The 19,302-nt window shown below is 60.3% G+C and carries 14 protein-coding genes and 1 tRNA gene; 5 read left to right on the top strand and 10 right to left on the bottom strand.

Annotation, left to right across the window (positions count from 1 at the left end; genetic code table 11):
- Positions 1-579, top strand: a 579-nt coding sequence (locus OXI69_09420; GenBank protein MDE2666359.1) for a pyridoxal-phosphate dependent enzyme, incomplete at its 5' end; no start/stop codon positions are given.
- A 91-nt stretch (positions 580-670) separates the two neighbouring features.
- Here the strand turns inward: OXI69_09420 and OXI69_09415 are convergent.
- From OXI69_09415 to OXI69_09395, 5 genes are all read right to left on the bottom strand, one after another.
- A complete protein-coding gene (locus OXI69_09415; protein ID MDE2666358.1) occupies positions 671-2,119 on the bottom strand; it encodes a DUF1501 domain-containing protein in 1,449 nt (482 codons plus the stop codon).
- 47 nt (positions 2,120-2,166) lie between these two features.
- A complete protein-coding gene (locus tag OXI69_09410) occupies positions 2,167-5,589 on the bottom strand; it encodes a PSD1 and planctomycete cytochrome C domain-containing protein (protein MDE2666357.1) in 3,423 nt (1,140 codons plus the stop codon).
- 299 nt (positions 5,590-5,888) lie between these two features.
- On the bottom strand, positions 5,889-7,040 hold the full coding sequence (locus tag OXI69_09405; GenBank protein MDE2666356.1) for a Gfo/Idh/MocA family oxidoreductase: 1,152 nt from the start codon (positions 7,038-7,040) through the stop codon (positions 5,889-5,891).
- A gap of 14 nt (positions 7,041-7,054) precedes the next feature.
- Positions 7,055-8,416, bottom strand: a complete 1,362-nt coding sequence (locus OXI69_09400; GenBank protein ID MDE2666355.1) for a DegT/DnrJ/EryC1/StrS family aminotransferase — start codon at positions 8,414-8,416, stop codon at positions 7,055-7,057.
- A gap of 13 nt (positions 8,417-8,429) precedes the next feature.
- Positions 8,430-8,506, bottom strand: a tRNA-Val gene (locus tag OXI69_09395).
- A gap of 331 nt (positions 8,507-8,837) precedes the next feature.
- On the opposite strand from OXI69_09395, the gene OXI69_09390 reads away from it, so the two are divergent.
- Together OXI69_09390 and OXI69_09385 are read left to right on the top strand one after the other, a co-directional pair.
- On the top strand, positions 8,838-9,365 hold the full coding sequence (locus OXI69_09390) for an HNH endonuclease (GenBank protein ID MDE2666354.1): 528 nt from the start codon (positions 8,838-8,840) through the stop codon (positions 9,363-9,365).
- Positions 9,366-9,520: 155 nt separating this feature from the next.
- On the top strand, positions 9,521-10,060 hold the full coding sequence (locus OXI69_09385) for a GNAT family protein (GenBank protein ID MDE2666353.1): 540 nt from the start codon (positions 9,521-9,523) through the stop codon (positions 10,058-10,060).
- On the opposite strand, the gene OXI69_09380 is transcribed toward OXI69_09385, so the two are convergent.
- Positions 10,057-10,560 (bottom strand): CarD family transcriptional regulator, encoded by a 504-nt coding sequence (locus OXI69_09380; protein MDE2666352.1) that lies wholly within the window; start codon positions 10,558-10,560, stop codon positions 10,057-10,059. The two genes, OXI69_09385 and OXI69_09380, sit on opposite strands and share 4 nt — an antisense overlap.
- Positions 10,561-10,808: 248 nt before the next feature.
- Here OXI69_09380 and OXI69_09375 point away from each other — a divergent pair, with 248 nt between their 5' ends.
- Entirely contained in the window at positions 10,809-12,287 is a 1,479-nt protein-coding gene (locus OXI69_09375) for a CoA-acylating methylmalonate-semialdehyde dehydrogenase (GenBank protein ID MDE2666351.1), read from the top strand.
- Between the two features lie 321 nt (positions 12,288-12,608).
- Here OXI69_09375 and OXI69_09370 read toward each other — a convergent pair whose 3' ends face one another.
- From OXI69_09370 to dnaK, 4 genes are all read right to left on the bottom strand, one after another.
- Positions 12,609-13,361: an ATP-binding protein gene (locus OXI69_09370; protein MDE2666350.1), complete on the bottom strand. Its 753-nt coding sequence runs from the start codon at positions 13,359-13,361 to the stop codon at positions 12,609-12,611.
- Positions 13,362-13,365: 4 nt separating this feature from the next.
- Entirely contained in the window at positions 13,366-13,752 is a 387-nt protein-coding gene (locus tag OXI69_09365; GenBank protein MDE2666349.1) for a helix-turn-helix transcriptional regulator, read from the bottom strand.
- 50 nt (positions 13,753-13,802) lie between these two features.
- Positions 13,803-14,894 carry a J domain-containing protein gene (locus OXI69_09360; protein MDE2666348.1) on the bottom strand — a complete coding sequence of 364 codons (1,092 nt, stop codon included), beginning with the start codon at positions 14,892-14,894 and terminating at the stop codon, positions 13,803-13,805.
- 126 nt (positions 14,895-15,020) lie between these two features.
- Complete coding sequence (gene dnaK, locus OXI69_09355) at positions 15,021-16,931, bottom strand: molecular chaperone DnaK (protein MDE2666347.1); 1,911 nt, start codon at positions 16,929-16,931, stop codon at positions 15,021-15,023.
- Between the two features lie 247 nt (positions 16,932-17,178).
- On the opposite strand from dnaK, the gene OXI69_09350 reads away from it, so the two are divergent.
- A complete protein-coding gene (locus tag OXI69_09350) occupies positions 17,179-19,077 on the top strand; it encodes a PBP1A family penicillin-binding protein (GenBank protein MDE2666346.1) in 1,899 nt (632 codons plus the stop codon).
- Positions 19,078-19,302 lie beyond the last annotated feature (225 nt).

The following is a 19,302-nucleotide window of genomic DNA, read 5'->3' as shown; positions in this document are numbered from 1 at the left end:
GAATCTCTGGCGGCCGAACGGGGGTTGGCCATGGTGCCGCCCTTCGACGACGAAACCATCATTGCCGGCCAGGCAACGGTGGGTCTGGAGATCCTCCAGGACCTTCCCGATGTGGAACTGGTCCTGGTTCCAATAGGGGGAGGGGGCCTTATCAGCGGAGTGGCCGCAGCCTTGAAGCTTAGTCGTCCTGAAATTCACGTGGTGGGTGTGGAGCCGGAGTGGGCCAACGACGCTCAAGCCAGCCTGCGAAGCGGAAGGATTGTGGAACTTCCCATCGAGCAGACCGGAAGAACGATCGCCGACGGCATGAGAGCCACGCGCATAGGCGACATCACCTTTGAGCATATTCGGACCTTCGTGGACGATATCATCACCGTCAGCGAGGACGAGATTCGCAAGGCGGTGCGTAAGTTGATCCTGGATGCACGGCTGGTGGTGGAGCCCAGCGGCGCCGTGACCTTCGCCGCCTTTCTCTATCATCAACAAGAGCTGCCGCCTGCCCGGCGGAGCGTCACCGTGATCAGTGGCGGCAACGTCGATCCGGAACTGTTGTCTCAGATTCTGGCTGAGGAGGATTAGCGCGAACGAAAAGAGTTATCCACGAAGGGCACGAAGGACGACGAAGAGCCACTAAGGCCTTGGAGAAGGCTCGAGAGGGATCGGCCAATGGTCAGGCAGTAGCCAGAATGTCCTTCACCACTCTCCCGTAGACGTCGGTCAAGCGCATATCGCGTCCTCCGAAGCGATAGGTGAGCCGGGTGTGGTCCAGCCCCAGGAGGTGCAGGATGGTTGCGTGGAGGTCGTGCATCTCCAATCGGTTCTCCACCGCCTTGTAGCCCCAATCGTCGGTCCTGCCGTAGGTCATTCCACCCCGGATCCCGCCACCCGCCATCCACACCGTAAATCCGAACTCGTTGTGGTCGCGCCCGTCTTCCTTTTGGGCAAAGGGCGTGCGGCCGAACTCGCCTGCCCACAGAACCAGGGTTTCCTCCAGCAGGCCGCAGCGCTTCAAGTCGGCCAGAAGCGCCGCGATCGGCTGATCGGTGGCCAGGGCGTTCAGATTGTGATTTTTCGTTAGTTCAAAGTGGGCGTCCCAGCGGGAGAGCCCCGGGATGGTGGGGCAGGTCAGTTCCACGAATCGGACGCCTCGTTCCACCAGGCGACGGGCAACCAGGCATTGCCGGCCGAACTGACGCGTCTGTTCGTAGGCGGCTTCAAGGCCGTACTGCCGCCGCACCGACGCAGATTCGCCGCTGATGTCCATCAGATCGGGAACCTCCATCTGCATGCGGGCAGCCAGTTCATAGTTGGCGATGGCCGACTCCACGGCGTCGGCTTTTCCCATCTGCTGAAGGGAGAGTCGGTCCAGATCCTTGATCAGATCCCGTTTGGCCGCTTGAAGCCGGGGCGGGGTCCGATCGGATCGGATGTTGGCCACGGGAGGGTCCTTGGCCTGAAACAGCGAGCCCTGATAAGTGGCCGGCAGGAAGCCGTTGGTGAAGCAGTCGATCCCGCCTGAGGGAATCACGCCGCCGTTCAGCACGATATACCCGGGGAGATTCCGATTTTCGCTGCCCAGTCCATAGACACTCCAGGCTCCCAGGCTGGGCCGGCCCTGAATCCCGACGCCGGTGTGCAGAAAATAGTTGGCGCTGGTATGTTCCGGAAACTTGGAGGTGAGGGAGCGAATGACACAGAGGTCATCGACATGACGGGAAATGTGTGGAAAGAGATCGCTGACCCACCGACCGCTTTGGCCGTAGCGTCGAAAGTTCCAGGGCGATTGGAGGATGGTCCCTACCTCCTGGAACTGGGTGGCTTCCAGTCTCCCGATGACTTCTCCGGGAGGCCGGCCGTGGAAGCGGTTCAGAAGCGGCTTGTAGTCGAAGCTGTCGACCTGGGAAACCCCTCCCTCCATGTAGAGGAAGATGACGTTCCGAGCGCGCGGGCGCCAGTGGGGCAGCTTCGGGGCCGCGGGACCGCCAGACCTGGTTGCGCTCTTCGGCCTGGTTCCAAAGGCAGGATCGGCCAGCAGCGCCGACAGCGCCAGGGCGCCGAAACCGGTGGAACAGCAGCGAAGCATCTGCCGCCGGGTCAGCGGCGTGGGCAGGGCGTCCATGGAGAGGCTCGTCCGGACAGGTTGTGGCTGAATCTGGATCCGGCAACTCATCGAATATAGATCAATTCCTTTACATTGAAAAGAGCGTGGCTCAGCGATCCCCAGGCCGACAGGCGGTTGTCCGAATGGGTCTGCAGGCGAGACATCCGGTCGAGCGATTTCAGACAGGCGTTCAATTCAGCCGCGGTGGGCGGCCGGGCGAAGGCTTCCAGGTACATCTTCCGGACACGCCGGGCAGGGGACTGATCGGCGCCCTCTTTCTCCAGTCGCCGGGCCCACCTCCGAGCCTGCTCGTGGAAGAAGGGATGATTCATCAGGGCCAGGGACTGGGCGGGAACGTTGGAAACGTCCCGCCGTCCCACCGTGGCGAAGGGCTTGGGCGTGTCAAAGGTCAGGAGCAGGGAGGACAGAAAGTTCCGCCGGGCAGCCATGTAGATGCTGCGGCGTCCGTTTCCGTCCAGTGGCCCCAGCTTCTTGGGAGCGCCTCGAAACAGGACCACGTCGCCCTTGTGAACCGGCACCGGCGGACCGGACATCTGCAGATCGAGACGTCCCGAAATTGCCAGCACCGCATCCCGGATGCTTTCCGCTTCCAGCCGCCGCAGATTCATGCGATGCAGCAGCCGGTTTTCGGGGTCGATCCGGGCGGCTGCTGCGTCGGATGTCCGGCTGGACATCCGATAGGATTGCGAAAGCACGATTCTGCGTATCAAGTGTTTGAGGGAACCCTTGGCCCGGACCCTGAACCAGTGGGAGAGGTGGTCCAGAAGCTCAGGGTGGCTCGGTCGTTCCCCCAGCCAGCCGAAGTTGTCCACCGAGGTCACGATACCCCGTCCAAAGAGGTGGTGCCAGACCCGGTTTACCCACACCCGGTCGAGCAATGGATTGGAGGAAGCCGTCAGAACCTCAGCCAGTTGCAGGCGGCCGCTGCCCCCGCCGGAAGCCAGAGTTTCCGGCCCCGCGACGGCTTCCAGGAATCTTCTCGGGACGGGGGGACCCGGCTGCAGGGGCTCTCCACGCTGCAGCAGGGGTTGATCGATTCCGTTGCCGTCGAGCAGAGCGGGGGCTGTAGTGGAGACGGCTTGAATCCTGTCCAGCAGTTTCTGTTGATTGGAGAAGAACGGCTCCAGAGCCTGAAGCCGCGTTATTCGTTCCGACGGTGGGCCCAGGCTGATGTGCGGGTGCTGGACCAACCAGTCGGCAATCCGGGCGAATGAGGCCGAATGGGGAGAGCCGCCGATGGCGTCGGAAGCCATGCGATCGGAAGCTTCCAGCAGCAGCTCTTGATAGACCCGGGCCAAGTCAGGCAAGGACCGGCAGGCCGCCAGTCTGTCGATCAGGAGGCCCTTGGGAGGCTCATATGGAGTTGGCTTGCGTGACGCTTCCATGACCATGGCGATCGCCAGGTCGTCGGATCCCTCGGGGCTGAACTCCAGGTGAACCCGATGGCCGCGGTGGGCGGTCAGATCGTGCTCAATCCAGCTAAGTCGAGGAATGTCTTTCCAGCGTCGGGTCAACTCGTCGTAAAGCGGGCCTTCCTGCAAGGTGTAGGAGTCGACGGTGGCATAGACCCGAACCGTCCCCCGGGCCAGATAGTAGAGCTTGCCTGTCTTCAGGGTGAAGGTAGGCGTACGCAGGGAGCGGCCGGCGCGCACCCAGTTCCGGAGGCGTTCGGGATTGCGTTCGGTCCCCGGCACCAGCTCCAATACGTCCCAGACCGGGTCCTTGTGGGCGCCCGCATTCCGGAATACACGGGCAATGGGAGCAGTGACGCGCCTCCCCAATCGCACCTCCCCGGCCCTTTGAGGACGGCTGCCGAATCCGGGTCCGTCCACCCGCCAGTCACGGGGGCTCAGGCTCGTGTAGTCTTGAATGATCCGAGCACCCGAGGCCTCCAGGATCTTCTTCAGGCTGAGTTGCTTGCGCCAGGGATCCAACACCTCCTTCAGGACTCTGGAAACACCTTGCGGGTCGCGACCGTCCCAATGGTGGACCACCCGGGCAATGGGGTGCAGCGGGTCGGACGGGTCCTCGAGGGCGTTCTTGACAGCCTTGGTCCAGTGTTTCAGCAGCCTCACCTCGAGGCGCCCGGGCCAGGCGACCGACTCCAGCAGCGATCCGCCGTCGTCGAAGCGGCATCCGGTTTCCCTTTCGGCTTCGACGAGGTCCCGAACCGCCGTCAGGTAGGCAGCCGTTTGTTGCAGGTGCGGCTTCCGGGCCAACCCCACCGCCTTAAGAATTCGGGGCCGATGCTCCGACGCCAGGGCCTCCAGTTCGAGAGCCACCTTCCGGTTGTGCTCCATGGACTGAAAGCGCACCTGGCGATAGCTGGAGCTCAGCAGGAAACCGAACAAGGCATAGTAATCCCGCTGCGAAATGGCGTCGAACTTGTGGTCGTGGCAGCGGGCGCAGGATACCGTCAATCCAAGGAAGGTCTTGCTCAACACGTCGATTCGGTTGTCGAGTCGTTCGATTTCATCCTGGCGCAGGTCAACCGGCGAGTCTTCCTCTTCACCGAAAAAGGGCCAACCGGTGGCAATCACCGATTCGTTGGCCCCGGTAGTCGGGTCTACTCGGGGAGCCGGCAGCAGGTCGCCCGCAACGTGCTCCGCTACCAGTTGCCGGTAGGGAATATCGGCGTTGAACGCCCGCACCAGGTAATCGCGATACTGGAAGGCGTTGGCGATGAGGAAATCGGTTTCGTGACCCCGCGATTCGGCGTAGTGCACCAGGTCCATCCAGTGCCGGGCCCAGCGTTCGCCGAATCGGGGCGATGCCAGAAGGCGATCCACCACAAGGGCGTGGGCGCCAGGTCGTCGGTCGTTGACGAACCGCTGAATTTCTTCCGGAGAGGGAGGCAGGCCCGTCAAGGCGAAGGAGACCCGGCGCAGCCAGGTCCGGCGGTCCGCGGCCGGAGCGGGAGTCAGGCCCTTGGGCTCGAGCTTGGACAGCAGAAACCGGTCGACGGGATCCCGGGGCCAGCGACTGTCCCGGGTGGAGGGCGGCGATTGGCTGAGCGGGGGCTCCCATATCCAGGGGTGCCGCTGCTTGCGTTCTGCAAGATCGAACGCTTCGGCGGAAGCTCCGGAAATCGGGGCAGGCTCCGCTGCGGGCCAGGGGGCTCCGGCTTCAATCCAGGCGCGTATGTCCTCGACGGCCGATGAAGGTAGAGGCCCCGTCGGCGGCATCTTCAAATGCGGGTCGCGGTAGGCGACGGCCTGGTAGAGTCGACTTTGGAGGGGTTGGCCGGGCATCACCACCGGCCCTGACCTGCCGCCCTTGAGCAGGAAGTACCGGGTGTCCAGCCGGAGGCTCGATTCCTGCCTCTCGGGACCATGGCAGGAGGTGCAGTGGGTGGCCAGAACCGGACGAATTCTCTTTTCGAAGAATTCTCTTCGGGCCTCCTCTGCGGTGCCTCCCCACGCTGGGAGAGACGGCAACGTCAGCGCCAGCGCCAAGCGAAGCCACATCGTTCGAACTCCTCTGACCCTCGGTGCCGATGCACCTTTCCGGGACCAGGGGTTAACCCGCATTTCTCACCAGGCCGCTGAAGGCATCACAGGAAGCAGATTATCTTCAGCACCTTGATTGGCTCCGTGTCAAGGGGTTTCGGATTACAGACGGCGCTGGGCATGCCCTGGCTTGTCCTTTTCCCTTCAGCGCGCACATGCTCCCTCGACCGTAGAAACCGCTACGCTCTTCGGTCGCGAGCACGCGCTGAAGGGAAAATTCCTGCGCCATGATCATGCCCCCTGGTGAGAAATGCGGGTTAAGCCTTCCCACCGGAGCGCACGGCCGAGTCATTGCTCCGAGGGGCCAGGTCGATCCAGCGCCCTTCGGCGCTGGACACTTCGCAGGCCCGAATCAACCGCTGCGCAGCCAGCCCGTCGGAGATATGCGGGAGGTGGGGCAGGCTGCAATGCGCCCGGTCTCCATTGCGAACGGCTGACACAAAATCGGCAATCAGCCGGTTCCAGGTGTGCTGTCCCGAAAGCACCTCTGCCGGTTGGCAATCCGCGTCAGCCACGTCCAGCACGGCCGGATCCTTGTCCCGGGACCGTTGCCGGATCACCTGCAGCTCGTTGCACAGTGTCATCCGGCGTTGGCTGTCCCGGTCCTGCGGCACGGTCACCCACTGTCCGCGCAGAGTCAATGTTCCCTCCACTCCGCCGAGGACGATTCTCCGTTCCGGTTGGCCCGGGCTGATCAACAAGCGAACGTTCCCAACAGCCCCATCGGACGTCTCGGCCAGCACCGAAGCAAATGTCTCCGGGTTCTTCCGTCCGGACAAGCTCCTGTTCTTGGAGCCGGGCGCCGACCGCAGAGAGCAGGACAGACGCAGGAATTGCCAGCCGGTGAGGTGCCGGGCGCGGTCGAATTCATGGCTGCCCAACTCCCTGAGCACCCCGCTGTTGGCGATCCAGGGATCCAATCCCGGGCTGAAGCAGAGTCGCCACTCGGTCTGGATGTCGAGCAGTTTGCCGATCTGGCCTTCCCGGAGCGCCCGCCACAAAGTGAGACAGGCCGGAGAATAACGCCAGTTGAAGCTGATGGCCGTGACCGTTTCCGCCTCGCCGGCAGCCCTTGCCATGGCCTCGGCTTCCGGCAAGTCCCAGGCTAGTGGCTTTTCCACCAGAACGTGGCGTCCGTTGGCAAGAGCGTAGGCAAAAGGTTCCAGGCGGAGAACCGGATCGGTGGCGATGCTGATGATATCGACCCGGCTCCGGTCGATCATTTGGCGCCAGTCGTCGAATACTGTCAATCCCGGGGCTTTCAGGTCTGCGGCCAGTCTCTCGGCCTTGGCCCGGGTGCGGTTCCAGAGGGCAGTCACGCCGACGTCCGGGAGGCGCTCAAAAGCCCTGGCCTGGCAACGTCCGGCACGACCGGTTCCGATGATTCCGACTCGCAGGGAATTCGCCACCGATGTCGGGTTCCTCAGGTTGGCTGCACCGGCAGGGGGGTGCCCAACCAACGCCGGATTTCGTCGAGGTTGGCCGCCCCTCCGTCCAGCAGCTCACCGGGCAGTTGCAGTTTGGCCACCTCGTCGATCCGGGAGAAGACCTTGCGGAACCCTTCTCCCATGAAATCGATGACTTGGCGGCTGGCCGCGGTGGGCGCTTCCATGACCAGTGAGGTTTCCTCGACCAACCTGGTGGCTTCCGGGTAGTCCCGGGGGTCGTAGACACGATCGGCGGGCCAGGGTCGCCGCCAGGGATGGTTGGCCTCAAAATCCTCCGGCCGGGTGAAGAGGGGCAGGGAAGGAATGGTCCAGTTCATCCAGGAGCGGCATAGCACCCCCTCCGCTCCCAGGGCTGCCACGACCTTGGCCCGGAATTCGGAAGGCTTCAGATCCAGACCGGCAGCGCGTGGGTCGAAGCGCACCCGATAGAGGTGGTAGGCGTGACTCCTGTCCGGAGGAACCCGCGGCGGGATCACTCCCGGCAAGTCCTGAATCTGTCCGGTCAGGCGCTCGCACAGCGCTTGTCTCTCTCCGTTCAATTCGTCGATCCGGGCCAACTGGCCTCGAGCCAAGGCGGCCGAGACCACGCTGCAGCGATAGTTGTGGCCCAGGGTCGCCAACGGGTACTTTTGCTCCTCCCGTGGCCTGTGAAAACGGACCCGCAGCCAGAGGCCGTCCACCCGCTCGAAAAAGTGCCGGTGTCGAGTGGCGAAAATTCCGGCTTCGCCCGCCGGCAGATTCTTCATGGCGTTGATGCTGAAGGCGGCTGCGTCTCCCAGGTTTCCGACCGACCGACCCTTGTAAGTGGCCCCCGGAGCGTGGGCGGCGTCCTCAATCACGGCCAGATCATGTTGTCTTGCGACGGCGTTGATCTCGTCCATGTCGGCCGGCAGCCCCGAAAGGTGGACAGGCAGGATGGCCTTGGTTCTGGAGGTGATGTGCCGCTCGATCTGTGCCGGATCCATGTTGCAGGAGTCGGGATGGACATCCACGAACACGGGCACCGCCCCTTGATGGAGGACGGTGAGCGCCCCCGATAGAAAGGTATAGGCAGGGACCAGAACTTCATCGCCGGGACCGACGCCGGCGGCCCACAGCGCCATGTGCAGGGCGTCGGAACCGGCGCCGACCGCACAACAATAGGGAATGTCCATGCGCTGCGACCACTCCTGCTCCAGTGCGGCAATCTGGGGCGCGTCGCATCCGCCAAGCTGCTCTTCTCTCAGGACCCGGCACAGCTCATCGAGTTCCGCTTGACTGTAGCGCGGCCAACGGGCTCGTTCGATCCCCTCCGGCATGGCGGGATCACCGCCCAGAATGGCCAGTTTCTGTTTCATGGTGGCAGGGAGGTGGTGGGCGCGACCGGGATCGAACCGATGACCTCTACCGTGTCAAGGTAGCGCTCGTACCAACTGAGCTACGCGCCCGATTCCGGCTAACATAATGGAACCCCGTTGGCACTGTCAATCAATTCGGCCCGCTTGACAAAACCCATCGGCTATAGATAATTCAAACACCTTGACAGGGTCCTGATTAGGGCAACGACTCATGAGATTCTTGATCGATCGACGTTTTCTTACGGTATACCTGACCAACCACAAGGATGTGTGGATACCCGGCGCTGGACTCTGATTCGCTATCGAGAGATGTCCTGACCGGCCGCTTGTGATTTTTCAAGTCGTGTCGGTTTTTTTTTACCTTTAACCGGGTGTGGGCCGACGCTGGGCCAGGGCCAGGGCGGGCCGGAGTTACCGAGACATGGAAAGTACCCTTCTGCTGAACTCGTCCTTTGAGCCGCTGCGGGTCATTAGCTGGCAGAGAGCCATCACCCTGCTGTTTGCCGGCAAGGTGGAGGTGATCGAGGAGTACTCCCGTGAGATTCGCAGCGTGACCTTCTCCGTCAAGTTGCCGTCGGTACTTCGGCTCCTGCGCTATGTCAAGGTCAAGAAGAGCCGCATGATCAAGTTTTCCAGGGCGAATATTTATGCTCGGGACAGACACCGCTGCCAATATTGTGGCAGCGCCCGTCGCGGGGATGAACTGACCTTCGACCATGTGATACCGGTGTCGCGCGGTGGGGGGAAGAGTTGGGACAACATCGTGACAGCCTGCATCGCTTGCAATCGCAAAAAGGGAGGAAGAACTCCGGAAGAGGCCGGCATGCGCTTGATTCGGAAGCCGTCGGAGCCTGAGTGGGTGCCAAACCTCAACCTTACTCTTGTTTTCAGGAATGCTCCCGACACCTGGCGCGATTACCTCTACTGGAACGTGGAATTGGAGACCTGAGTCCCTTCCCGAAGGGAAGCCGGATTCTGCGGTCTGTTTGGATTCCCGCATGGGAGGGTGAAGCGGATATGGGGCGGGGAGACCCGATGCAGATGGAAACTGCCTGTTCAAGGACATGTAGTCGGAACGATGTTCCGTCCCGGCAAGCAGAACCCTTGGAAGCAAGACTGAGGGCGCTGGAACCGGGGGATATCGACTCTCTGATCCGCTGGGTAAACGATGCCGCCGTCACGCTTTACCTGTCGCAGGCGGTTGCTTACCCGGCCTCCGGTAGCGATGGATACCGATGGCTGGAGGAGTTGTCCCGGAGTCACACCGAGAGAGTCTTTGCCATCGAGACGCGTGAGGGTCGCCCGATCGGCTCCGTCGGTTTGCACGCCATCCGCTGGGTCGACCGCAAGGCCGAACTGGCCGTGATGATCGGGGAGAGGGAGTACTGGAATCGAGGATACGGCACCTGGGCCGTGCAGGAAATGCTGAGGCGGGGCTTTGAGGAGATGAGTCTCCAGAGAATCTATCTGAGAGTTGCCTCCAATCACGACGCGGCCATTCGCGTCTACCGCAAGTGCGGGTTCCAGTCCGAAGGCCTGTTGCGCAAAGACCGCTACGTCGGCCGAGGATACGCCGATACGCTGATGATGTCTGTGCTTAAGGAGGAATTTGCTGCGGGGGAAAGTGGAGTCCGAACCACCTAGGCCTGAATCAAAGCTCCGTCGATGAGTTGTTGGGCCTGATCTTCGGAGACGTCGGAAACCGTTGCCAACTCGCTGACGATGAGTTGCCGGGCGCGGTCGAGCATTTTCTTTTCGCGGAAGGATAGTATTCGGTTGACGCTCAGCAGGGAGAGACTCTTGAGGACGTCGGCCACCTGGAAGATACATCCTGTCCGCATTTTCTCCGAATTCTCCTTGAAGCGGTTTTTCCAGTCAGTGGCATTGTTGACCTTGGTGTTCTTCAAGTGTTTCAGAACCTTGGTAACTTCCGCTTTCTTGATCAGTCGTCTCAAGCCGACGTCGGTGGCGTTGGTTGCCGGGATCATCACCATCATGTTGTTGGCTGCAATCTTGAGATGATAGAAGGCTTCCAGTTTTCCGGAGATGCTGCGCCGGTCAATTTGCTCGATGACGCCGACGCCATGGTTGGGGTAAACGACTTTTTCGCCGATGGCAAAGCTGTTTGTGGTGACCTGGGCCATAAGTTCCTGGTTTAGGTTCGAAATTTGGGACAGGCGACCAAGTATATGGACCCGAAGAGTTCGAGTCAAGCATTAACCCTCGCTGTCCCCCTTTTCTCAAACGGCCTTTTGCAAAATTCCCCAGGTAGCAAGTTGTGGTGGAATAGGGAACCAGCGCTGCACGAAGAATCTTGCACCCGGCTCAAGTAGCCTGGGCTTTTCCAATTTGGATGTGAACATCCCACGGTTCCGGAAAGGGTGGTGGAGCGATGCCGGAAGCAATTGAAGTATTGAACTTCTTTAATGGTGCCTGGAGCCATTCCCTCGGCAAGGACAGCCTGAAAATTGTCAACCCGGCCACGGGGGAGAAACTCGCCCACAATCCCCTTGGAGATGCCGGCGACGTGTCCCGGGTGGTGGATGCGGCCGCCAGGGCATTTCCCGGCTGGAGGCGCACCCCTCCGGGAGAGCGTGTTCAGTACCTGTTCAAGTTCAAGCAGCTGCTGGAGGAGCATTTTGAGGAGATCGCGCGGCTCACCACCCGGGAGCACGGCAAGACACTGGCCGAGTCTCGCGGAGAACTGAGGCGAGGCATCGAAAACGTGGAGGTTGCCTGCGGGATTCCCACGCTGATGCAGGGTTACAACCTGGAGGACGTTGCCCGCGGCATCGATGAAATCATGATTCGCCAGCCGCTGGGGGTGGTGGCGGCCGTCACGCCCTTCAACTTTCCCTCCATGATTCCCTTGTGGTTCCTGCCTTACGCGCTGGCCTGCGGCAATACCTTCGTGCTGAAACCGTCCGAGCGCGTGCCGTTGACGATGCGGCGGGTGTTCGAGTTGCTGGAGCAGCTCCACCTCCCGCCAGGAGTTGTGAACCTGCTCAACGGGAACCGTGAGGTGGTGGATGCCCTCATTGACCATCCCGAGGTGCGTGCGATCAGCTTTGTGGGATCGACGGCGGTTGCCAGGCATGTCTACGGCAGAGGTGCCGCCCAGGGCAAGAGGGTGCAGTGTCAGGGAGGTGCCAAAAACCACGTGGTGGTCCTGCCGGACGCCGATATGCCGACCACGACACAGATCGTCAGCGACAGCGCCTTCGGGTGCGCGGGGCAGCGATGTTTGGCCGTATCCGCGGCAGTCACCGTAGGGGAGGCGCGTGAGCCCTTTACCCGCTCGGTGGCCGAGATGGCCCGGTCCATCAGAGTTGGCTACGGCCTGGAGGAAGGGGTTCAGATGGGACCGGTCGTGAGTCGGGAGAGCCAGCAACGGATTGAGGGTGCCATCGGGCGAGGCGCCTCAGAGGGCGCCGAGGTGCTGGTGGATGGGCGAAACCCCAGCATTCCCAACTATGAACGGGGATTTTTCGTGTCGCCAACCATTCTGGATGGGGTGCCGCCGGGGAGCGAGACATCCCGAACCGAGATCTTCGGACCGGTGCTCAGCCTTTTCCACGTGGACAGCGTCGAAGATGCTATTGAAGTTGTGGCCGGCAACCCCTACGGGAACGCTGCCTCCATCTTTACCGGCAGTGGTGCCGCCGCCCGCAAATTCCGATATGAAGTACCGGTGGGGAATGTGGGGGTCAATATCGGAGTGGCTGCTCCCATGGCCTACTTCCCGTTCAGCGGTTGGAAGGACAGCTTTCTGGGAGTCCTTCACGGCCAGGGTCGTGACGCGGTGGAATTTTATACCGAGAAGAAGGTGGTCATTGAGCGCTGGCCCCGGGAATGGTCACGTAGGTTCTAGGTCTGCTTCAACCCTGGATCTCTTGAGACGAAAAAATCGCTGGAAATGTCGATCATCGAGCTGATTGCAAATTCGCATCGGGGCAGGTCATCTTGCCGGCAAACCAGAGGTTCTGCCATTTTCAATATCGGTTGCGACCTGGTGAAAAACGCTGTTTAACCCCAAAAAGCACAACAGGCACAAATGGTGTTCTAATGCCTTTTGTGGCCATTCCCGGCAATCCTCCCGCTGCCGAATTTTGCAATGGGCTCCCTTGATTGTGGATTATGGGTCTGCAGCACGATCAGCGGTTCCTTCACCCGATCAGCAATCAGCAATTCATCACTTGTATTGAGCCTGCTTTATTTCGACTCGAAAGTCGTTTGCCGAAATCCTGATCACTTTGCACATCTCATAGAGACGGGAACGCAAGCGATCACCGATGCGTTCTGCGAGCGTTTCCTGACCGGCCACTACACTCCCGTCACTGAGCTTCCGAATTTTGGATTCTCCGTCCTTGAAATTCGACGTGATGAGAGTGGTGCGCTTCTGGTTGTAGCGGTGGTTGATGATGTAAGCGAAGGTGTCTCGAACCCAGTCGGTGGGACGTTCGGCCCCCAGGTCGTCCAGAAGCAGGACATCGCATTGCAGCACGGGTTCGAGAATTTGCCATTCGGTGGTCCCTGATACAGGGTTGAAGGAGCTTTGGATCTGCTTGAGCAGTTCCCGGAAGTCGTAGAAAACACACCAGGTTCCGTAGCGAAGCATCAGAGCGCGGATGATCGACACGGCCAGGTGGGTCTTTCCGACCCCGCAGTCGCCCAGGATGAGAAGTCCGCAGTCCACCACGGGATAATCCTCGACGAAGCGAGAGGCCATTGTCTTGGCCTTGCCTAGTGTGGGGTGTTTGCGGTGCGGAAAAAAGCTCTCGAACCTGCACTCCTGATAGCGGGGCGGGATGCGGGCTGCCTCGATCAACTGCTGCATCTTGCTCTGCTCGCGGCAGGGACAACGAGCCACACCCCGCCGTCCGGCCTGATCCATCCTCTTCCAACCGCTGCCGCCGCATTCCGGGCATTCAGACACGGCTTCCACTGGGCTATCTCCTGTCCAGGCGTATGATTTTGGACGGCGCCGTTCGCACCAGGGCGTTTTCCGCTTTGGAATCGAAACGCGGGGATTGCTCGGCCAATTCAGACCCGATGACCTGCAGGAATTCCCTCACCTCTTGCTGCATTTTTTCCATTTTGGCCCGCATGTTGAGAATGATTTCAACTCCTGCCAGGTTGACTCCCAGTTCACGGGTCAGGTTCAAGATCAACTCCAGTCTGTGCAGATCCCGCTCGGAGTAGAGCCTGGTATTTCCCTGCGAGCGCGAAGGCTTCAGCAGGCCATGCTTCTCATAGAGTCGCAGTGTCTGTGGATGAATGTCGTAGGCCGCGGCGACGTTGCTGATAGTATAGACCCTCTTGCGATGTTTCTTCATGTGGTCCGCCTCCACGTCCGGGGCCACGACAGTCTGGCTGGATTGGTTGTTCAGTACTGTGCCAGACCGGTTCGGGGATCGCCAGGATTGAGTTGTGCCAACTCCCGCAGGAGTTCCTTGCTGCGCTCATCCGCGATCTTGGGAACCACCACCCTCACTTCCACGAACTGGTCTCCCCGTTGGGCTGCTCTCAAGGATGGGGCCCCTTTGCCACGCAGCCTGAATTTCTGCCCGCCCTGTGTTCCAGGGGGAATCTTCAACAGAGACCGGCCGTCTACGGTAGGGACCTGGATCTTGGCGCCCAATGCCGCTTCGGTGACTGTCACGGGAACCTTGCAATAAATATTGTCCCCCTTCCTTTCGAAGAAGGGATGAGGAGTCACCTTGGCTACCACATAGAGGTCGCCCGAAGGAGCACCTCCCAGACCGGCTTCCCCCTTTCCGGCAAACCGGATACGAGAGCCGTTCTGTACACCGGCAGGAATCTTGGCCTCCAGCCTGGAAGGACTGCTGGTGCGTCCTTGCCCCCTGCAGGAGGCGCATGGCCGGCTGTTGCGTCCCGTACCTCCACACCGATGACAATTCGTTGTCAGGCGGGCACGCCCTCTCATCTGGTCCAATTTGCCGGTCCCGCGGCAGAGAGAACAGGTTCCCGCCCGGGCGGCCGATGCCTGGCCACTTCCCCGGCAATTCCGGCAGACCTCCATCCGATCGTAGGCGATTTGTGTTCGAAGGCCCTTCAAGGCGTCGTCGAAGCTCATCGAGATCTGGTATTCGAGGTCGCGCCCTTGCGGTCTTACCGGTTCGGATCGACCCTGGAACATCCGGGTAAAGAAATCGGAAAAACCCGAGCTTCCCAGGTCGGAAAAGTCAAATCCGGAGAAATCGAATCCGCCGCCGCCCGGGGGCGGGCGAAAATTCTCCGAATAGGCGCCGTACGCGTCGTAGACTTCCCGCTTCTTGGGATCGCTCAGGACGTCGTAGGCCTCCGAAATCTTCTTGAAGCGTTCCTCGGATGCCCGGTCTCCGGGGTTGACATCCGGGTGGTACTTGCGAGCCAGTTTCCGGTACGATTTTCTGATGTCGTCAAGTGAGGCTCCACGGCCTACTCCTAGAGTCTTGTAGAAATTCTGTCGGTTCATTACAGGTCTCGGGGGAGGCGAAACCGGCTTCGGCCCTCACCTCGGTTGCAGCGGCTGCGGGTACCTGTCGCCAACCCTGCCATGCAAGCAGCGGGCATGGCGCCCGACGGGTACCCGCAGCAGGTCTTACTTCTTCTTTTCGTCGCTCTCTTCATACTCGGCATCGATGACCTCTCCCTCCGCGGCCGCCTCGTCGGAAGAGTCTCCAGGTGTGGAGGGTGTGGGATCGCCCTGAGGCGCGGCCTGCTTGTAGAGGACGTCGGCCAGCTTGTGGGTGGCTTGAGTCAACTCTTCGACAGCCGAGTTGATACGCTCCGAACCCCCTTCATCGATGGCTTTGCGGCAATTCTCCAGGGCCGATTCAATGGCAGCTACGTCCGATTCCGGGACTTTGTCGCGATTCTCTTTCAACAGCTTTTCGGTGTTGTAGACCAAGTTGTCTGCGTTATTCCGGGCCTCTACCTCCTCCTTGTACTTGCGGTCCTCTTCGGAGTGTGCTTCCGCTTCGCGAGTCATGTCTTCGATCTCGTCCTTGGACAAGCCGCTGGAGGCGGTGATGGTGATGTTCTGCTCCTTGTTGGTGCCGAGGTCCTTGGCGGAGACATTCACGATGCCGTTGGCGTCGATGTCGAAAGTGACCTCGACTTGAGGAACGCCGCGGGCCGCCGGAGGAATCCCCACCAGATGGAACTTGCCCAAGGTTCGGTTGTCCTTGGCCATGCTCCGCTCTCCCTGCAGAACGTGGACTTCCACCGAGGTTTGATTGTCGGCGGCCGTGGAGAAAATTTCGCTCTTGCGAGTGGGGATGGTGGTGTTGCGCTCGATCAGTTTGGTGAAGACCGCTCCCAGCGTTTCAATTCCCAGGGAGAGGGGTGTCACGTCCAGCAGCAGGAGATCCTTGACGTCTCCACCCAGAACTCCGGCTTGAACAGCGGCCCCAATGGCTACCACCTCGTCCGGGTTTACCCCTTTGTGGGGGTCCCTTTTGAAAAGCTCCTTCACGATTTGCTGCACCCGGGGGATTCGAGTCGAGCCGCCGACCAATACCACTTCGTTGATGTCCTCGGGGTTGACCCCGGAGTCCCTGAGGGCCAGCTTGCAGGGCTCGACGCTGCGTTGCAGGATGTCCTCCACCAACCCTTCGAACTTGGCTCGGGTGAGCTTCATGTTCAAGTGCTTGGGTCCCGAGGCATCGGCCGTCACAAAGGGCAGATTGATCTCGGTTTCCAGAGTGGTCGAGAGCTCCATTTTTGCTTTTTCGGCAGCTTCCTTGAGCCGCTGCAAGGCCATCTTGTCCTTGGAGAGATCGATCCCCTGATCCTTGATGAACTCATCGACGATCCAGTCGATAATCCGCTGGTCAATGTTGTCTCCTCCCAAGTGGGTGTCCCCGTTGGTGGACTTGACCTCAACCACCCCCTCGCCCACTTCCAGAATGGAGATGTCGAAGGTTCCGCCCCCGAAGTCATAGACGGCAATGGTCTCGTCTTTCTTTTTGTCGAGACCGTAGGCGAGAGCGGCTGCCGTGGGTTCGTTGACGATTCTCAGAACCTCCAGACCGGCGATTTTCCCGGCGTCCTTGGTGGCCTGACGCTGGGAGTCGTTAAAGTAGGCGGGAACGGTGACCACGGCCTTGGTGACCGTCTGTCCCAGGTACTCGTCGGCCGCGGTCTTCATCTTTTGCAGAATCATGGAAGAAATTTCCGGCGGACTGTGCTCCTTTCCCATGATCGACACCCGGACGTCGTTGTTGGCGGCGGGAGTCACCTTGTAGGGGACGATCTTCATCTCCTCGTTCACTTCCGCATACTTGCGCCCCATGAAACGCTTGATGGAATAGATCGTATTCTCCGGATTGGTTACGGCCTGCCTCTTGGCAACCTGTCCTACCAACCGTTCACCTCCCTTGGCGAAGGCCACGGTTGAAGGAGTGGTTCGACTGCCCTCGGGGCTGGTAATGACAGTCGGCTCGCCCGCCTCCATCACGGCCACGACTGAATTGGTCGTGCCCAGATCGATGCCGATGATCTTGCTCATGGTCTGAGACCCTCCTCAATGATAATTTGTAAAATCAGTAACTTAGGGCACTTGCACGACGCATTGTGCAAGCGGACAGAATATAATATCTGAGTGTTTGCCTGTCAAATAACCGTTAGTTGGCACCTATAACATCCAGTGTCGTCCGGATGGTTTTTCCAAGGCAAAATGGACCGGGTGCCGTTGAATTTCCTCTACAGTGTCTGTTATCTTCTAGGGTAGTCTTGCCTGGAATTTCCAAATTCCAATGCCGCTTCCAGTCTCCTTTTCCTTCCGTTTCCGGGACCAACGTGTTTTTGGTCGCCTGATCTTTGCCTTGCTGTTGTTTCTGTCGATTGCAGTCGGCGCGCTCGGTGGGTTGCTGATCGTCTACAAGAGCGATCTGCCCCGAGTCCAGGAACTCCAGGACTACCGTCCCAATGTCATCACTGAACTCTATTCGGACGATGGAAGAACCGTGGGGTCCTTCGCACTGGAGCGCCGAGTGGTTATCGGCTACCACGATATTCCCCAACTGCTTCGCGATGCCCTGATCGCTACCGAAGACAAGAACTTCGAGAGGCATTGGGGGGTGGATGTGACTGGTGTTGCTCGGGCCGTGGTCAAAGCGGCCATGGGAGGCGGGAGGATCCGGGGTACCAGCACGATTACTCAGCAACTGAGCCGGCTCTGTTTCCTGACCTCCGAAAAGAGCTTCAAGCGAAAGTTCCAGGAGTTTCTTTTCTCCATTCAAATTGAACGCTTCTATACCAAGGAACAGATTCTGACGCTCTATTGCAATCAGGTGCCGCTCGGGCATCGCACCTACGGGTTTGCGGCGGCTGCTCAATTCTATTTCAGCAAGGAGCTGAAGGACCTGAGTCTGGATGAGGTTGCCGTCCTGGCCGCGCTTCCCGCGATCGCCCATTTGCGGTCTCCCATGCAGATGGAAGACCGGGTAACGGTCCGCCGCAACTACGTGCTGCGGCGAATGGTGGCGGAAGGGAAGATCACCCGGGAAAGGGCGGAGGCAGCCAGCCAGGCGCCTCTCGGATTGCGCATTGCTTCCCGGGTAAGCGAGCGGGCCCCCTATTTCACCGAGGAGGTTCGAAAATACCTGGCAGAAACCTACGGATTCCAAACAGTCAGCCAGAGAGGCTTGAGAGCCTATACGACGCTGAACCTGGAAATGCAGAAGGCAGCCGTCGAGGCTCTGACGAGTGGATTGGAGGCCTATGATCGGAGGCACGGCTGGAGAGGCGTGGAGACCAATGGAAGGCCGAGGGTGCAGGGTGCGCTTGTAGCCATTGACAACGCCAGCGGAGAGATCAAGGCAATGGTGGGCGGGCAGGATTTTGGACGGAGCAAGTTCAATCGCGCCACCCAGGCCTACCGGCAACCCGGTTCAGCCTTCAAGCCTTTCGTCTACACGGTCGCATTGGAAGAGGGAATGGCGCCGGAGGACCTGATTGAGGATGCTCCCATCAGTTTTCCGGGTAGCGATGGAACCTGGAGTCCCCGAAATTACGATGGAAGGTTTGAAGGCCCGATTACTTTGAGACGGGCGTTTGCCCGCTCTCGCAATATCCCTGCAGTCAGGTTGGCGAGCCGATTCGGCATTACACAAGTTCTCCGGACCGCCCGGAGATTCGGCATCTCCAGTCCCGGTTTGGCTCCCTATTTGCCGGTGGCGCTCGGCGCCGCCGAGGTGACCCTGCTTGAAATGACTTCGGCTTACAGCACCTTTGGCAACGATGGGGTTCGGATGACACCCCGTTACCTGCGGAAGGTGACCGATTACGAAGGGACAACCCAGGAGGAGCAACTGGTCGAGGTGAGCGATGTCGTTTCCCGGGAGACGGCCAGGACCATGGTGGCCCTGTTGCAAAGCGTGGTTGCCGAGGGCACGGCTAGTCGTGCCCGTGTCCTCGATCGAGCAGTCGCGGGCAAGACGGGGACAACCAATGACTACACCGATGCCTGGTTCATCGGTCTCACTCCCAGCCTTACCTGTGGCGTCTGGGTGGGTTACGATCAGAAGCGATCGCTGGGCAGAGGAGAAACGGGAGGCAGGGCGGCCCTACCCATCTGGATTGAATTCATTCGCCAGGTGACCCGGAAAATGGCTGCCGAGGAGTTTGCTTCTCCAACCGTCCCCGACGCTTGACCCGCATTGCCTGAAACAATTGAGGTTATCCAAAAGGGCAAAAGAGGAATCCACGAAGGGGCACCAACGAAGGGAAACTACAGAAACAACCTGGCGTGGTCGCCCGCCGCAGTCTGGGGGCGCCGCGTACACCCGCCACCGCATCAGCCCTCGCCATCCGGCGCTGCTTTGCGGCGCCGCGTATGCCCCCCTCCGCATCAGCCTTCGCCTGCGGCTCGGCTTCTG

The sequence above is a fragment of the Acidobacteriota bacterium genome, from assembly GCA_028875575.1.
Lineage (GTDB): Bacteria > Acidobacteriota > Terriglobia > Versatilivoradales > Versatilivoraceae > Versatilivorator.
The sequence above is the reverse complement of the archived record's forward strand: the minus strand, read 5'-3'. Positions and strand labels throughout refer to the sequence as shown.

Bases quoted from the DNA above. Each gene is read 5' to 3' on its own strand.
- OXI69_09415 (MDE2666358.1), bottom strand. From the start codon at position 2,119: ATGGACGCCCTGCCCACGCCGCTGACCCGGCGGCAGATGCTTCGCTGC.
- OXI69_09410 (MDE2666357.1), bottom strand. From the start codon at position 5,589: ATGTGGCTTCGCTTGGCGCTGGCGCTGACGTTGCCGTCTCTCCCAGCG.
- OXI69_09400 (MDE2666355.1), bottom strand. From the start codon at position 8,416: ATGAAACAGAAACTGGCCATTCTGGGCGGTGATCCCGCCATGCCGGAG.
- OXI69_09390 (MDE2666354.1), top strand. From the start codon at position 8,838: ATGGAAAGTACCCTTCTGCTGAACTCGTCCTTTGAGCCGCTGCGGGTC.
- OXI69_09380 (MDE2666352.1), bottom strand. From the start codon at position 10,560: ATGGCCCAGGTCACCACAAACAGCTTTGCCATCGGCGAAAAAGTCGTT.
- OXI69_09375 (MDE2666351.1), top strand. From the start codon at position 10,809: ATGCCGGAAGCAATTGAAGTATTGAACTTCTTTAATGGTGCCTGGAGC.
- OXI69_09365 (MDE2666349.1), bottom strand. From the start codon at position 13,752: ATGAAGAAACATCGCAAGAGGGTCTATACTATCAGCAACGTCGCCGCG.
- OXI69_09360 (MDE2666348.1), bottom strand. From the start codon at position 14,894: ATGAACCGACAGAATTTCTACAAGACTCTAGGAGTAGGCCGTGGAGCC.
- dnaK (MDE2666347.1), bottom strand. From the start codon at position 16,931: ATGAGCAAGATCATCGGCATCGATCTGGGCACGACCAATTCAGTCGTG.
- OXI69_09350 (MDE2666346.1), top strand. From the start codon at position 17,179: ATGCCGCTTCCAGTCTCCTTTTCCTTCCGTTTCCGGGACCAACGTGTT.